We start from the raw sequence: 14,504 nt of genomic DNA on the forward strand, positions 1-14,504 counted from the left end.
ACCGGCACAAAGGAGTGGAATATGTCTTTCAATATCGGCCTTAGCGGTCTCTATGCAGCCAACAAGCAACTGGACGTGACCGGCAACAACATCGCCAACGTCGCGACAGCCGGTTTCAAATCGTCCCGCGCAGAATTCGAAGACGTCTACTCGGCGACTCGCCTGGGTAGCGGCAGCAAGGTCATCGGCAACGGCGTGCGCCTGGCCAACGTTTCCCAGCAGTTCACCCAGGGTGACATCAACAACACCGGCAACGTGCTGGACATGGGGATCAACGGTTCCGGCTTCTTCACCCTGAGCAACAACGGTTCGGTGTCCTACACCCGTGCCGGTACGTTCAAGGTCGACAAGGACGGCTACATCACCAACACCGACTACACCTCGCGTCTGCAGGGCTATGGTGTGGATTCCAACGGCAAGATCATCAACGGCGTGTTGACCGACCTGAAGATCGATACCTCGAACCTGGCGCCGAAGTCCACCTCGCTGGTCACTTCGACCATCAACCTGAACTCGACCGCTCCGGTGATCGACGACACTGTGGCGGCCGGCAAATTCGACCCGACCAACACGGCGACCTACACCAAGTCGTTCAGTACTCCGATCTATGACAGCCAGGGCAACCAGCACACCATGGATCAATACATGGTCAAGACCGGTGCCAACACCTGGAAGGTCTACACCTTGGTAGACGGTCGTAACCCGGATGCTACCGGCAGTGATCCTAAGGTCACCGCGCCAGTGGCTTCCACCATGACCTTCGACTCCACTGGCAAACTGACTCAGGTCAGCACTCCGCCAGCCACGATCAGCAGTGACCTGAAGCTCACTGGCTGGGTGCCCGGGACTGTGACCAATGGTGTCTGGTCTGCCAACGGTGCTTCGGCGAACCCGGCCGGCATCACCATCTCCATGGCCAAGACCACTCAATACAACGCGGATACCGCGCGTTCGATTCCGACCCAGGATGGTTACGCCACCGGCCAGATCACCAACCTGACCATCGACGGTACCGGTACCCTGTTCGCCAACTTCAGCAACAACCAGAGCAAGGCCATCGGCCAGGTTGCGCTGGCCAGCTTCACCAACGAGCAGGGCCTGCAACCGATTGGCGGGACCAGCTGGAAAGAGACTTTCGCTTCGGGTATCCCGGGCTACGATGCGCCGGAAACCGGTACCCTGGGTTCGGTCGTATCCAACTCGCTGGAAGAGTCGAACGTTAACCTGACCAACGAGCTGGTGGATCTGATCAAGGGCCAGAGCAACTATCAGGCGAACGCCAAGACCATCTCGACCCAGAGCACCATCATGCAGACCATCATTCAGATGACCTGATTTTTGGTTGTTCAAGGAGCCCCTCTTTTTGAGGGGCTTTTTTTTGTTTGGCGTGGCGTCCTGGTGGACGGCCATGCTGTGGTTGATTGGGTGAATATCCGTTGTTTCGGGTGTGGCGGCTGGCGGTTTCGCCCTTACGGCGAGTCCCTTTTTCAAACGCCAAAAAGGAACCAAAAGGCTGGGCCCCGGCGTTCGGCACCTCGCTGAGGCTCGGTGTTCCTTCGTTCCGGGATTCATCCGGGGGGCATCGCCTCCGGTTTGCTTCGCTGCACCTCCTCTCGATGTGTTTGGCTTCGCCAAACGGCGCTACGCGCCCACCCCCGGATAAATCCCTCCACTCAGCCTGTCGAAGGGGCCAGTACGTCAAAAGCGGTACTCGAGCTAACGCTCATTGTGTTGAGTGGTGGAAAGGCAAAGGCAAAGGCAAAGGCAAAAGCAAAAGCAAAAGCAAAAGGCAAAAAGCAAAAGGCAAAAGCAGGTGCGGGATGTTTGCTTTTTAAGACTTGAGTTCAACTCGGTATTTCACGTCGGCGTATCTCTCCAAAACAACTCGGTCGGTTCCCTCTCCCTTCGGGAGAGGGTTAGGGTGAGGGCGGCTTTTGCTTTTTACGCGGCCAAAAGAAAACCCCCGACAAACCAGAAGTCTGTCGGGGGCTTCTCGATCAGGCGTCTCGCAACGCCTGATTCAGCTCAGCTTATTGGCAAGCTTCGCAATCCGGCTCGTCGATGGCGCATGCCTTCGGTACTGGAGCAGGGCCGGCTGGCGCTGCCAGGACCGAATCGTCACCGTGGTTGCCGCCGCTGGAAACAGCGTTCAGCTTGCCGGTGTTGATGGTCGACTTCTCGGTGCTGGTCGCGGCCAGGGCGCGGAGGTAGTAGGTGGTTTTCAGACCACGGTACCAGGCCATGCGGTAGGTCACGTCCAGCTTCTTGCCCGATGCGCCGGCGATGTACAGGTTCAGCGACTGGGCCTGGTCGATCCACTTCTGACGACGGCTGGCGGCGTCAACGATCCACTTGGTGTCCACTTCGAACGCGGTCGCGTAGAGCTCTTTGAGTTCTTGCGGGATGCGCTCGATCTGCTGAACCGAACCGTCGTAGTACTTCAGGTCGTTGATCATGACCGAGTCCCACAGACCGCGAGCCTTAAGGTCGCGAACCAGGTACGGGTTGATCACGGTGAATTCGCCCGACAGGTTCGATTTCACATACAGGTTCTGGTAGGTCGGTTCGATCGACTGCGATACGCCGGTGATGTTGGCGATGGTCGCGGTCGGTGCGATGGCCATGATGTTCGAGTTACGGATGCCTTTCTGTACACGGGCGCGAACCGGTGCCCAGTCCAGGGACTCGGTCAGGTCGACGTCGATGTACTTCTGGCCACGTGCTTCGATCAGGATCTGTTGCGAATCCAGCGGCAGTACGCCTTTGGACCACAGCGAACCCTGGAACGTCTCGTACGAACCGCGCTCGTCAGCCAGGTCGCAGGAAGCCTGGATCGCGTAGTAGCTGACCGCTTCCATCGACTTGTCGGCGAACTCGACGGCAGCGTCGGAACCGTAAGGGATGTGCTGCAGGTACAGCGCGTCCTGGAAGCCCATGATGCCCAGGCCGACCGGACGGTGGCGGAAGTTGGAGTTCTTCGCCTGCGGTACCGAGTAGTAGTTGATGTCGATCACGTTGTCGAGCATGCGCACGGCGACGTCGATGGTGCGCTTGAGCTTGGCGGTGTCCAGCTTGCCGTCGACGATGTGGTTCGGCAGGTTGATCGAGCCCAGGTTGCAGACCGCGATCTCGTCCTTGTTGGTGTTCAGGGTGATCTCGGTGCACAGGTTCGAGCTGTGGACCACGCCGACGTGCTGCTGCGGGCTGCGCAGGTTGCACGGGTCCTTGAAGGTCAGCCATGGGTGGCCGGTTTCGAACAGCATCGACAGCATCTTGCGCCACAGGTCTTTGGCCTGGATGGTCTTGAACAGCTTGACCTTGCCCGGGTACTCGGTCAGGGCTTCGTAGTACTCGTAGCGCTCTTCGAAGGCCTTGCCGGTCAGGTCGTGCAGGTCCGGTACTTCGGACGGCGAGAACAGGGTCCACTTGCCGTCATCGAAGACACGCTTCATGAACAGGTCAGGAATCCAGTTGGCGGTGTTCATGTCGTGGGTACGACGACGGTCATCACCGGTGTTCTTGCGCAGCTCGATGAACTCTTCGATGTCCATGTGCCAGGTTTCCAGGTAGGCACACACAGCGCCTTTGCGCTTGCCACCCTGGTTAACTGCAACGGCGGTGTCGTTCACTACTTTCAGAAACGGAACCACGCCCTGGGACTTGCCGTTGGTGCCCTTGATGTACGAACCCAGTGCACGAACCGGGGTCCAGTCGTTGCCCAGGCCGCCGGCGAATTTCGACAGCATGGCGTTGTCGTGGATCGCGTGGTAGATGCCCGACAGGTCGTCCGGAACGGTGGTCAGGTAGCAGCTCGACAGCTGTGGACGCAGGGTACCGGCGTTGAACAGGGTCGGGGTCGAAGCCATGTAGTCGAACGAGGACAACAGGTTGTAGAACTCGATCGCACGGTCTTCTTTCTGCTTCTCTTCGATCGCCAGGCCCATGGCCACGCGCATGAAGAAGATCTGCGGCAGTTCGAAACGCACGCCATCCTTGTGGATGAAGTAACGGTCGTACAGGGTCTGCAGGCCCAGGTAGGTGAATTGCTGGTCGCGCTCGTGGTTGATCGCCTTGCCCAGTTTTTCCAGGTCGAAGGAGGCCAGCACAGGGTTCAGCAGTTCGAACTCGATACCTTTGGCGACGTAGGCCGGCAGCGCCTTGGCGTACAGGTCGGCCATTTCGTGGTGGGTCGCGCTCTCGGCGACGCCCAGGAAGCCCAGGCCTTCGGCACGCAGGGTGTCCATCAGCAGGCGGGCGGTCACGAACGAGTAGTTCGGCTCGCGCTCGACCAGGGTGCGCGCGGTCATTACCAGAGCGGTGTTGACGTCGTTCAGGGCCACGCCGTCGTAAAGGTTCTTCAGGGTTTCGCGCTGGATCAGGTCGCCGTCGACTTCGGCCAGGCCTTCGCAGGCTTCGGTGACGATGGTGTTCAGGCGGCCCATGTCCAGCGGCGCGAGACTGCCGTCGGCGCGGGTGATGCGGATCGACGGATGCGCCTGAACCGGAGCATCGGCGGTGGTGCGGGTGGCGCGTTCCTTGGAACGGGCGTCGCGGTAGATCACGTAGTCGCGAGCCACTTTCTGCTCGCCGGCACGCATCAGGGCCAGTTCGACCTGGTCCTGGATTTCTTCGATGTGGATAGTGCCGCCCGAAGGCATGCGACGCTTGAAGGTCGCGGTGACCTGTTCGGTCAGGCGGGCAACGGTGTCGTGGATTCGCGACGAGGCGGCAGCGGTGCCGCCCTCAACTGCGAGAAACGCTTTGGTGATAGCGACGGTGATCTTGTCATCGGTGTAAGGAACGACAGTGCCATTACGCTTGATCACACGCAGTTGACCAGGCGCGGTGGCAGCCAGATCCGAATTCGAATCGGCGGCCTGCGGCAAGGTGCCCTGCGGGTTCTCGCGAGTTGTGTCGGTTTGCATGGGTGTCTCCACGTTCTCTATGTTTGTTTGGGCACCATCACGGTGCCCACCGTTCCGTCCTGAAGCACTACGACCGGCCAGCGCCGGGTAACGACTTCGGGACAGTTCAGGAAGTGGGCCTTGTGGGCGCCGCTTCCATGCCGAAGTCTTCGGTTCGCGCGATACGCGTGAAACCGCATTCCTTTCGGGGAGCAGTTTCGGACTGCAACACCCGTACCGTTTACGCCGTGATCGGCTGAAAAACGGTAGCCATCCGCAGGCGCGGTTTGGGCTTCTGAAAATACGTTTGGTTCAACCCGACAATGGCAATAAAAAGCCTTGAATTCACTGTCCGGTTTGTGTTTGGTTTTTGGCGCGAACCCCTACATGTAGGGTTTTTTTGGGCGCGGGCTACAAGATAATGCGTTTTGGGGGGCGATTGCAACGGACAGCCTGTGGATAACCCTGTGCGTAAATTGTGTGCGAAACAGGGAAAACCTTTGTAGGCCGTGAACCTGCTGAGCTAGACCGTTTGTCACTGTTTTTTCGCCGGGAAAAACGCTTCAGCGGATTTTTAAGGGCGCGAACCCTATCACAAAAAACGGCCTTGTCCGAACGCATTTACCGACTTGTGTTCTCGCTGTACGCCGTTTATACAATCGGCCCTGACGCACGCATTCTTATCCTCCTTAAAGATGACAAAAAGACGGGAGGATCCTTCCTTTATTCGCAGCATCGGCAAGCAGAGGTCACCCGTGGAGCAAGAAGCCTGGCAGGTATTGATAGTCGAGGACGACCAGCGTCTGGCCGAACTGACCCGCGAATACCTGCAAGCCAACGGATTGCGCGTGGAGATCGAAGGCAACGGGGCGCTGGCGGCGGCGCGGATCATCAAGGAACAGCCGGACCTGGTGATCCTCGACCTGATGCTCCCCGGTGAAGATGGCCTGAGCATCTGCCGCAAGGTGCGCGACCAGTACGACGGGCCGATCCTCATGCTGACCGCGCGCACTGACGATGCCGACCAGATCCTCGGCCTCGACATCGGCGCCGATGATTACGTGTGCAAACCGGTTCGCCCACGCCTGTTGCTGGCGCGCATCCAGGCGTTGTTGCGACGCAGTGACGCACCGGAGCCGGCGGCGGGCAAACCACGCCGTCTGCAATTCGGCCCGCTGGTGGTGGACAACGCCTTGCGCGAAGCCTGGCTGAGCGACAGCGGCATCGAGTTGACCAGCGCCGAATTCGATCTGCTGTGGCTGCTGGTGTCCAACGCCGGGCGCATCCTGTCGCGGGAAGAAATTTTCACTGCACTGCGCGGGATCGGCTACGACGGTCAGGACCGCTCGATCGATGTGCGCATCTCGCGCATCCGCCCGAAGATCGGCGATGACCCCGATCACCCGCGCCTGATCAAGACCGTGCGCAGTAAAGGTTATCTGTTCGTGCCTGAAGCCTGCGTAGAACTGCCGCTGTGAATTCGATCTTCCTGCGCATCTATGGCGGTATGTGCGCGGCGCTGATTCTGGTGGCGGTGCTGGGCGTGCTGGCGCTGCACCTGCTCAATCAGGTGCGCAGCGAGCAATACCGCGAGCGCCTGGCCCACGGCACGTTTTCGTTGATGGCCGACAATCTGCAACCGATGAACGAGACCGAGCGCCACCGCGCCTTGCTGGTGTGGGAGCGGCTGCTGGGGATTCCGCTGACGTTGCAGACGTTCACCCAGACCGATCTCGATCTGACCCAGCGTACCCGCGTGCAGCGCGGCCAGGCCCTGGTCGAGCAGACCGGGCCGCACGCGGCCAAGGTCTACCGTCTGGTCAGCGACAAGGAGCAGTTGGTGCTGGTCGGTGAGGTGCAACAGATCAGCGAGCAACTGGCCCGGGCGACCATCTACCTGCTGGCCGATGAACTGGTGCGGGTGCCGGTGGGCGAGCAGCCCAAACGCCTCGCGCAATTGAAGGAAGAGAAGGGATTCGGCTTCGATCTGCGGCTGGTCACCGTGAACGAGGCCGACATGGATGAAGACCAGAGCCGTCGCGTGTCGGAAGGCGATACGGTGATGGCGCTGGGCAAGGGCGGCGATTCGATCCGGGTGTTCGCCGGGATGGTCGGCACGCCGTGGGTGCTGGAAATCGGTCCGCTCTATCAAATGAATCCGTACCCGCCGCAATGGCTGGTGCTGATCGCCGCATTGGGTCTGACCCTGATCGGCCTCATCGTCTATTTATTGGTGCGTCAGCTCGAACGGCGATTGCGCGGTCTCGAAGCGGCGGCCACGCGCATCGCCAAGGGCAGTCTGGAAACCCGTGTGCCGGCACGCGGTGCCGACTCGGTGGGCAAACTGGCGGCGGCGTTCAACGGTATGGCCGAGCACCTGCAACAGTTGCTGGCGATCCAGCGTGAGTTGGTGCGCGCGGTGTCCCATGAGTTGCGCACGCCGGTGGCGCGGCTGCGATTCGGTCTGGAAATGATCGGTTCGGCCACCACCCCGCAAGCGCTGGAAAAGTACCGTGAGGGCATGGACCACGACATCGAGGACCTCGATAAGCTGGTGGACGAAATGCTCACCTATGCGCGGCTGGAGCAGGGCTCGCCGGCGCTGACCTTCCAGCGCATCGATCTCGATGCACTGGTCAATCAGGTGATCGAAGAACTGGCGCCACTGCGTGCCGACGTCACGGTGCAACGTGGTTTGTGCTTGTCGGCGGCTGATTGCGACGATGCCTGGGTCGAGGCCGAACCGCGCTACCTGCATCGCGCCTTGCAGAATCTGGTGGGCAACGCCATGCGCCATGCGCGCTCGAAGGTCACGGTCAGTTATCAGGTCGGGCAGATGCGTTGCCGGGTGGATGTCGAGGACGACGGCCCGGGTGTGCCGGAAAGTGCCTGGGAGAAAATCTTCACGCCGTTTCTGCGGCTGGACGACAGCCGTACCCGGGCGTCTGGCGGACACGGGTTGGGATTGTCGATTGTGCGGCGGATCATTCACTGGCATGACGGCCGGGCGCTGATTGGCAAGAGCAAGAGTCTGGGCGGTGCGTGTTTCAGCCTGAGCTGGCCGCGGAATCAGGAGCGGCGTTGAAACTCGCGTTGGTCAGGCTGGCCCTTTCGCGAGCAAGCTCGCTCCCACAGGTCAGCGCATTCCAGGGTGGGAGCGAGCTTGCTCGCGATAGGGGCATTCCAAACAGTACAAACCTTCAGGCAGGAATGCTGACCAGACTCAACAACTGCCCGTCGTGCACCCCGAACTGTGCATCCAGTTCGGTCCCGTTGCGCCATTCGCTGGACAGGTCCGTCAGCAGGCGCAGCCTCACATGACCTTGCTCGGTCCATTCGAGCATTTCGGCGTGCTCGAAATAGAAGCGCTTCTGGACGATCGGGTACAGCGCCTTGAACAAGCTCTCCTTCACTGAAAACGTCAGTGTCACCCACAATGCCAATTGATCGCGGGCGCCGGCGGCCATGCGCTGCATCTCCTCTGGCGTCAGAATCTCCCCGGCCAGGCGCTCGGCCCGTTCGGCGTTGAGCAGGTTTTCCAGATCCATGCCCAGCCCGCGCCAGTGTCGTTTGTTGGCGACAATCGCCGCCGCCCGACCGGTGCTGTGGGTGATCGAGCCGCAGATATGTGCCGGCCACACCGGTGCACGATCCTCGCCAATCGCCGGAACACTGCTTGAACCTTCCAGTTGTTGCAGCGCGGCCCGGGCGCAGATCCGCCCGGCGAGAAACTCCGCCTGACGCTTGGCCACTGAACGCTGGATGCTCGGCGGCGGCTCGATGGCGCTGCGACGGAAGTCATCGCCGAGCAATTGCGACGGATCGAAGTGGGTGCTCAGCAGCACGGTGTCCGGCAGCACGGTCGGCAATGGCCAGTGGGCATCGAGCGGGGTGCAGCAGGCGGGGAGGAGAGGGCTGGAATTCATGGCGGGCATTTTGCCGGGTTGCTTTGAGGCTGGATAGTGCGCAGGTGTGGAACGTTCCCGCGCAGGGCGCGGGAACCAGTGGGCTCAGCCAAAGATTTGCTTGAAGAAGGCCTGCATGTCCGCCCAGGATTTTTCATCCGCAGCCTTGTTGTAGCCGATGTCCGGGCTGCCGTGATCGCCGTGGCTCAGACGATCCGCATCGGGGTTGGTGAAACCATGCTTGGCGCCGTCGAGGCTGACGAATTTATAGTTGGCGCCGGCCTTGTCCATTTCAGACTTGAACGCCGTGACGTTGTCGGCGGTGACCATGCTGTCCAGCGCGCCGTGCTCGACGAGAATTTTGGCCTTGACGCTGCCGGGCGTCGCCGGGGTCTTGGTGGCGAGTGCCCCGTGGAAGCTCACCACGCCGGCCAGTGGCACACCCTGACGCGCCGCATTCAACACCACGCCGCCGCCGAAGCAGTAACCGATGGCGGCCAATTTGCCGGTGTCGGTCTGTGGCTGTTTTTTCAGCAGGTCGAGGCCGGCCTCGAAGCGTTTGCTGGCGGCATCGGCGTTCTGCGTGGCCGCCTGCATGAACGCCATCGCGTCTTTCGGGTGCTCGGTGTTCTTGCCGTCACCGTACATGTCGATCGCCAGGGCGCTGTAGCCGAGGCCGGCGAGATCCCGGGCGCGGCGCTTGGCGTAGTCGTTCAGGCCCCACCATTCATGGACCACCAACACACCGGGGCGAGGGCCCTTGATCGCGTCGTCATAGGCGTAATAACCGATCAGTTTCGTACCATCGGCGCTCTGGTAAGGTATTTCCTCGGTCTTGATCGCAGCCGCGCTGAGGCTGCTGAAGGCGAGCAGGGTGAGGGCAAGGAACAGACGCATGATCGGGTCTCCTGACAATAAAAGGTCAAGACAGCCTAGTTCATTTGATTGCGCCCGGGTTCAGGGTGCGTTCAGGGCAGGTACAGGCCGGGTTCAGTAATCTTGAACCACGTCCGAGGGATGAAATGAACAGGACCCTCAAAAGCGGCAGTACACCGTTGTCGCAGGTATGCTGTTGGAGATGCTGATTGGCCCGGGAGAGTGTCATGAAACTGTTGGTCGTCGAAGATGAAGCGCTGTTGCGCCATCACCTGCAAACCCGCCTGACGGAAAGCGGTCACGTGGTCGAGTCCGTGGCCAATGCCGAAGAGGCGCTGTACCAGACCGGGCAATTCAATTTTGACCTGGCGGTGATCGACCTCGGTCTGCCGGGCATGGGCGGGCTCGATTTGATCCGCCAGTTGCGCCAGGACGGCAAGAGCTTTCCGATCTTGATCCTCACCGCCCGTGGCAACTGGCAGGACAAGGTCGAAGGCCTGGCCGCCGGCGCCGACGATTATCTGGTCAAGCCGTTCCAGTTCGAAGAGCTGGAAGCACGGCTCAATGCGCTGCTGCGTCGCTCCAGCGGTTTTACCCAATCGTCCATCGTCGCCGGGCCGCTGTTGCTCGACCTCAATCGCAAGCAGGCGACCCTCGATGAACAGCCGCTGGCGCTGACCGCCTACGAATACCGGATTCTCGAGTACCTGATGCGCCACCACCAGCAAGTGGTGCCCAAGGATCGCCTGATGGAACAGCTGTACCCGGACGACGACGAGCGTGATCCGAACGTGATCGAGGTGCTGGTCGGGCGTTTGCGGCGCAAGCTTGAAGGCCCGGCCGGGTTCAAGCCGATCGACACGGTGCGCGGGCTGGGCTATCTGTTCAATGAGCGCTGCACTTGATCCGTTCGCTTCGTGTTCGCTTGATGTTGGCCGCCACGACGTTGGCGGTGTTCTTCATGCTCGCCTTGCTTCCGGCGATGCAAGGGGCGTTCAGCCTGGCGCTGCAGGATTCCATCGAGCAGCGCCTGGCTTCGGATGTCACTACCCTGATTTCTGCTGCACGGATTGAAAACGGTCGGCTGGTGATGCCGATGCAGTTGCCTGACGAGCGTTTCAACCTCGCCGACTTCCGTCTGCTCGGCTACATCTACGACCGCGAAGGTCATCTGGTCTGGCGCTCGAAAGCGACCCAGGAAGAGCAGATCAACTACAAACCGCGTTACGACGGAATGGGCAGCGAGTTTGCGCGGATTCGCGAAGCCAGCGGTCAGGAGTTCTTCGTCTACGACGTCGAAGTCAAACTGCTCGGCGGCAAGAACGCGGCGTTCAGCATCGTCGCGCTGCAACCGGTACGCGAATACGAAACCACCCTCGAAGGCCTGCGGGAAAACCTCTACCTCGGCTTCGGTGCTGCGTTGCTGGTGCTGCTCTCGCTGCTGTGGATCGGCCTGACCTGGGGCCTCAAGGCGCTGCGCAGGCTCAGTCAGGAACTGGACGAAATCGAAAGCGGAACCCGCGAAAGCCTCACCGAACAGCACCCCCGTGAACTGCTGCGCCTGACCGGCTCGCTCAACCGCTTGCTGCACAGCGAGCGTCAGCAACGCAGCCGTTACCGAGACTCCCTCGACGATCTGGCCCACAGTCTGAAAACCCCGCTGGCGGTGTTGCAGGGCGTCAGCGAAGACATGGCCCAGCGCCCCGAAGATCGCGATCAGGCCTGGGTGCTGCAAGCCCAGATCGAACGCATGAGCCAGCAGATCAGCTACCAGTTACAACGCGCCAGCTTGCGCAAAAGCGGTCTGGTGCGCCATCAGGTGCGCCTGCGCCCGGTGCTCAAAAGCCTGTGCGACACCCTCGACAAGGTCTACCGCGACAAGCGCGTTCGCGTGGCATTCGACCTGCCGGAACACTGCTATCTGCCGATCGAGCAGGGTGCCTTGCTGGAAATGCTGGGCAACCTGCTGGAAAACGCCTATCGCCTGTGCCTGGGTGAAGTGCGCATCAGCGTGCGCGAAACCCTGGCCGGGATCGAGTTGTGCATCGAAGACGACGGTCCCGGCGTGCCACAGCATCAGCGTGCGCGGATCCTTGAGCGCGGCGAACGTCTGGATCGCCAGCACCCGGGGCAGGGGATCGGTCTGGCGGTGGTCAAGGACATCATTGAGAGCTACAACGCCAAATTGACCCTGGGCGATTCACCGATGGGCGGGGCAGCGTTCAGGATTCATTTTCCGGCGGTTTAGTCGTTGCCTTCTTCCCCCGTCTCGCCGGCACCGAGTGTGGATGAGTCAATCAATCATGGACTGCGGGTTTGGACGAGAAGCGGCTTCAAGATCCATCAGACCCCGTCCATATGCCTCAGTGTTTGAATAGATGCCAGTTCGGTTCGCGGTGCTCAGCAAGCGTTCGCGGACTTGCTGGGGCGTGAGTTCGGGATAGCGGCTTTGCAGGGCTGCCAACGCTCCGCTGACCAGTGCGGCAGCGGGGGATGTACCGGCAGTCTCGGTGTATTGACCATTCTTGTTGGTGGTCAACAAACCTTGGTCGGTACCCGAATCACCACCGGGTACAGCGATGCACCAGTCTGCTGCCACGCCGCAGTAGTTGGATTTTGCATTGATGGTGCTGCCATCGCTTTTCAGGGCAACCACCGCGATCCAGCCTTTTTCAAGTTCGGGCAAGGCGACTGGCAAACCAGGTTCAGCCAAAGGTTCCCGTTTCAGTTCGTTACCGGTCGGGAACACAAATACAGCGCCGCCCTGAACCATTTTTCGGGCGCTCGCCAACGACTCCGGCATCACTTGGTTATAGCGTGCCTCATTGATCTCGGTCGCCGGGATGGCATTGGCCCATGAGTTGTTGAAGAATCGTGCCCCCTCTTCGAAACCGGCCTGCCAGGATTGGGCAATTTCACTATCAAAGAAAAAAGGTTCGTTGTCGTCTCCGAAGCGATAGGGGATCAATTGGGCGTCGAAGGCGATTCCGTGCATGCCTTTGTCATCCTTGTTGGCGGCCAGGATGCCGGCCATCTGGGTGCCGTGACCTATCCGGTCAAAGGTACCGACCCGGTTTTCTACATAATCGAATCCCGGACTACCCAGCCTTCCCTGAAACTCCGGCAGCTTGTCGTTCAGGCCCGAATCGACAAGGGCTACCGCCACGCCCTGACCGGTACCGCCACGCGCATAAAGAGCTGAAGCGTTAACGATTGCCAGAGCTTTCTGGGCTTGATACTCCGGTGTCTCGAATGGCGCCGGATCAATGGAGGGCTGTACTGGGGGTGTCAGGCAACCCGTCAGCAGAAGTGGCAAAACAAGCGTGGTGATGGTTGAAGTGGATAATTGAGGCATGGTCGTTCCTTCGTTGACCTCCGTGCACATCAGGCTTCCTGCGAGATGTCAGTTTGTGGAGGGGGGGGGTCTGGGAGGAGAACCCTACCAGCAGAAAGGAAGGTACGGCAGGGCGGCAAAGTGCCCTGTTTGTTTCATTCTATGGCGACTGATTCTTCTCACAGCTCCTGCGCCCGATAAGCCCCCGGCGTCAGCCCCGTCCACTTCTTGAACGCTCGATGAAACGCTGACGGCTCGGAGAACCCGAGCTGTTCGGCGATCTGTTGCAACGACAGATCGGCCCGCCCCAGGTGATAGATCGCAATGTCCCGGCGCAGCTGATCCTTCAACTCCTGAAAACTGGTGCCTTCCTCGCGCAAATGCCGGCGCAGGGTTTGCGGGCTGATGTGCAGGTGCGCCGCGACGGCTTCCAGGTCCGGCCAGCGCGCACTGTCATGGCTGAGCAAGCGGCGCAATCGGCTGCTGAGGCTGTTGCCGTCGTCCGGGCGAGACAGCAGGTCGGCGGGAGAGCGTTCGAGAAAGTGCTTGAGTGTGCGCTCGTCCTGCAACAGCGGCATGTGCAGATAGCGACTGTGAAACACCAGACTGCTTTGCGGCGCCGAAAACGCCAGCGGACACGAGAACAGCAAATCGTACTCCGCCCCGTGCGCCGGTTTCGGGTAGCTGAAACTTGCCTGTTCCAGGCGAATCCGCTGGCCGATCAGCCAGCTGCCGAGGCGATGCCAGATCACCAGCAGGCTCTCGGAGAGAAAGTGATCCGGGTCCCACCATTGCGCATCGTCGAGGCTCAGACGCACCCATTCGTCTTCATGGGTCAGGGTCAGGCGCGGAGCGTCGGGGAATAGGCTATAAAACAATAAGCCGCGCTGCAGAGCCTTTTCCAGGCTGCGGCAATGGATGACGGCGTGGCACATCATGGCGAAACTGCCGGTCTTGCTGGGCGCGTTGCCGAAGCCCAGGCATTCGTCGTCCAGGGCCTGCCACAGGTTCTGGATCAGTCGGGTGAACAGTTCCGGGGCGATCCGCGCACGGGGCTCGTCGAGCAGTTCGGAACTGATGCCCAGTTGCAGCAGCAGGCCCGAATAATCGAACCCGCGACGGCGCGCGCCGACAAGGGCTGCACGGGCGAAGTGACTGGCGATGGTGCGTTCGCGCATGGGTGGCAAATCCTTCCTCTGGCGACCGATGGTAGCCGGCGGCTCTGATCCGCAACAAGGCGGATTTCCGCCAAATTGTAGGACGAGAGCAGGTGCGTTGGCGGAAATCCGCCACACTTGAGTAACCGGATGGTGACACAGAAAAACCTGCATCCCCTGATATCAAAAGGCTTGCAGCGATTTGCACCAAAGTGGCACGACGTTTGCGATAAGAGCGACAGAAGCGTGCGCCGAGCCGGTCCGGGCAAGCGCCGTTCGACACAACAAATCCCTCCAGTGCAGGAGGGTTCGCAATTCAAGTGTCGCG

10 protein-coding genes are annotated in these 14,504 nt (G+C 60.5%); 5 read left to right on the forward strand and 5 right to left on the reverse strand.

The window, feature by feature from the left end; all coding sequences use genetic code 11:
* Positions 1-21 precede the first annotated feature (21 nt).
* Complete coding sequence (gene flgE / locus OQ248_RS18185; RefSeq protein WP_085730399.1) at positions 22-1,335, forward strand: flagellar hook protein FlgE; 1,314 nt, start codon at positions 22-24, stop codon at positions 1,333-1,335.
* A gap of 695 nt (positions 1,336-2,030) precedes the next feature.
* Here flgE and OQ248_RS18190 read toward each other — a convergent pair.
* Entirely contained in the window at positions 2,031-4,925 is a 2,895-nt protein-coding gene (locus OQ248_RS18190) for a ribonucleoside-diphosphate reductase subunit alpha (protein ID WP_114884855.1), read from the reverse strand.
* Between the two features lie 734 nt (positions 4,926-5,659).
* On the opposite strand from OQ248_RS18190, the gene OQ248_RS18195 reads away from it, so the two are divergent.
* Complete coding sequence (locus OQ248_RS18195; RefSeq protein WP_085711000.1) at positions 5,660-6,382, forward strand: response regulator; 723 nt, start codon at positions 5,660-5,662, stop codon at positions 6,380-6,382.
* Positions 6,379-7,989: an ATP-binding protein gene (locus OQ248_RS18200; RefSeq protein WP_265813509.1), complete on the forward strand. Its 1,611-nt coding sequence runs from the start codon at positions 6,379-6,381 to the stop codon at positions 7,987-7,989. The genes OQ248_RS18195 and OQ248_RS18200 overlap by 4 nt, the downstream gene beginning before the upstream one ends.
* A gap of 115 nt (positions 7,990-8,104) precedes the next feature.
* Here the strand turns inward: OQ248_RS18200 and OQ248_RS18205 are convergent, their stop codons facing one another.
* Both OQ248_RS18205 and OQ248_RS18210 read right to left on the reverse strand, forming a co-directional pair.
* Positions 8,105-8,830: a 4'-phosphopantetheinyl transferase superfamily protein gene (locus tag OQ248_RS18205; RefSeq protein ID WP_265813510.1), complete on the reverse strand. Its 726-nt coding sequence runs from the start codon at positions 8,828-8,830 to the stop codon at positions 8,105-8,107.
* Positions 8,831-8,914: 84 nt separating this feature from the next.
* Positions 8,915-9,706, reverse strand: a complete 792-nt coding sequence (locus OQ248_RS18210; protein ID WP_265813511.1) for a dienelactone hydrolase family protein — start codon at positions 9,704-9,706, stop codon at positions 8,915-8,917.
* A 206-nt stretch (positions 9,707-9,912) separates the two neighbouring features.
* Between OQ248_RS18210 and OQ248_RS18215 the strand changes: the two genes are divergently transcribed.
* Both OQ248_RS18215 and OQ248_RS18220 read left to right on the forward strand, forming a co-directional pair.
* Positions 9,913-10,590, forward strand: coding sequence for a response regulator transcription factor (locus OQ248_RS18215; protein WP_085710996.1), 678 nt, complete (start codon positions 9,913-9,915; stop codon positions 10,588-10,590).
* The gene (locus OQ248_RS18220) at positions 10,587-11,933 is read left to right on the forward strand and encodes an ATP-binding protein (protein WP_265813512.1); all 1,347 of its coding nucleotides are present in this window, start codon (positions 10,587-10,589) and stop codon (positions 11,931-11,933) included. The genes OQ248_RS18215 and OQ248_RS18220 overlap by 4 nt, the downstream gene beginning before the upstream one ends.
* 45 nt (positions 11,934-11,978) lie before the next feature.
* Here the strand turns inward: OQ248_RS18220 and OQ248_RS18225 are convergent, their stop codons facing one another.
* Together OQ248_RS18225 and OQ248_RS18230 are read right to left on the reverse strand one after the other, a co-directional pair.
* Positions 11,979-13,040, reverse strand: a complete 1,062-nt coding sequence (locus OQ248_RS18225; protein WP_265813514.1) for a S8 family peptidase — start codon at positions 13,038-13,040, stop codon at positions 11,979-11,981.
* Between the two features lie 158 nt (positions 13,041-13,198).
* A complete protein-coding gene (locus tag OQ248_RS18230) occupies positions 13,199-14,197 on the reverse strand; it encodes an AraC family transcriptional regulator (RefSeq protein ID WP_265813515.1) in 999 nt (332 codons plus the stop codon).
* Positions 14,198-14,504: the final 307 nt, after the last annotated feature.

The sequence above is a fragment of the Pseudomonas sp. COW5 genome (assembly GCF_026240005.1).
Lineage (GTDB): Bacteria > Pseudomonadota > Gammaproteobacteria > Pseudomonadales > Pseudomonadaceae > Aquipseudomonas > Aquipseudomonas kribbensis.

What these genes read in the sequence shown, in the direction of transcription:
- flgE (WP_085730399.1), top strand. Translation starts at nt 22, where the DNA reads ATGTCTTTCAATATCGGCCTTAGCGGTCTCTATGCAGCCAACAAGCAA.
- OQ248_RS18230 (WP_265813515.1), bottom strand. Translation starts at nt 14,197, where the DNA reads ATGCGCGAACGCACCATCGCCAGTCACTTCGCCCGTGCAGCCCTTGTC.
- OQ248_RS18210 (WP_265813511.1), bottom strand. Translation starts at nt 9,706, where the DNA reads ATGCGTCTGTTCCTTGCCCTCACCCTGCTCGCCTTCAGCAGCCTCAGC.
- OQ248_RS18190 (WP_114884855.1), bottom strand. Translation starts at nt 4,925, where the DNA reads ATGCAAACCGACACAACTCGCGAGAACCCGCAGGGCACCTTGCCGCAG.
- OQ248_RS18205 (WP_265813510.1), bottom strand. Translation starts at nt 8,830, where the DNA reads ATGAATTCCAGCCCTCTCCTCCCCGCCTGCTGCACCCCGCTCGATGCC.
- OQ248_RS18215 (WP_085710996.1), top strand. Translation starts at nt 9,913, where the DNA reads ATGAAACTGTTGGTCGTCGAAGATGAAGCGCTGTTGCGCCATCACCTG.
- OQ248_RS18225 (WP_265813514.1), bottom strand. Translation starts at nt 13,040, where the DNA reads ATGCCTCAATTATCCACTTCAACCATCACCACGCTTGTTTTGCCACTT.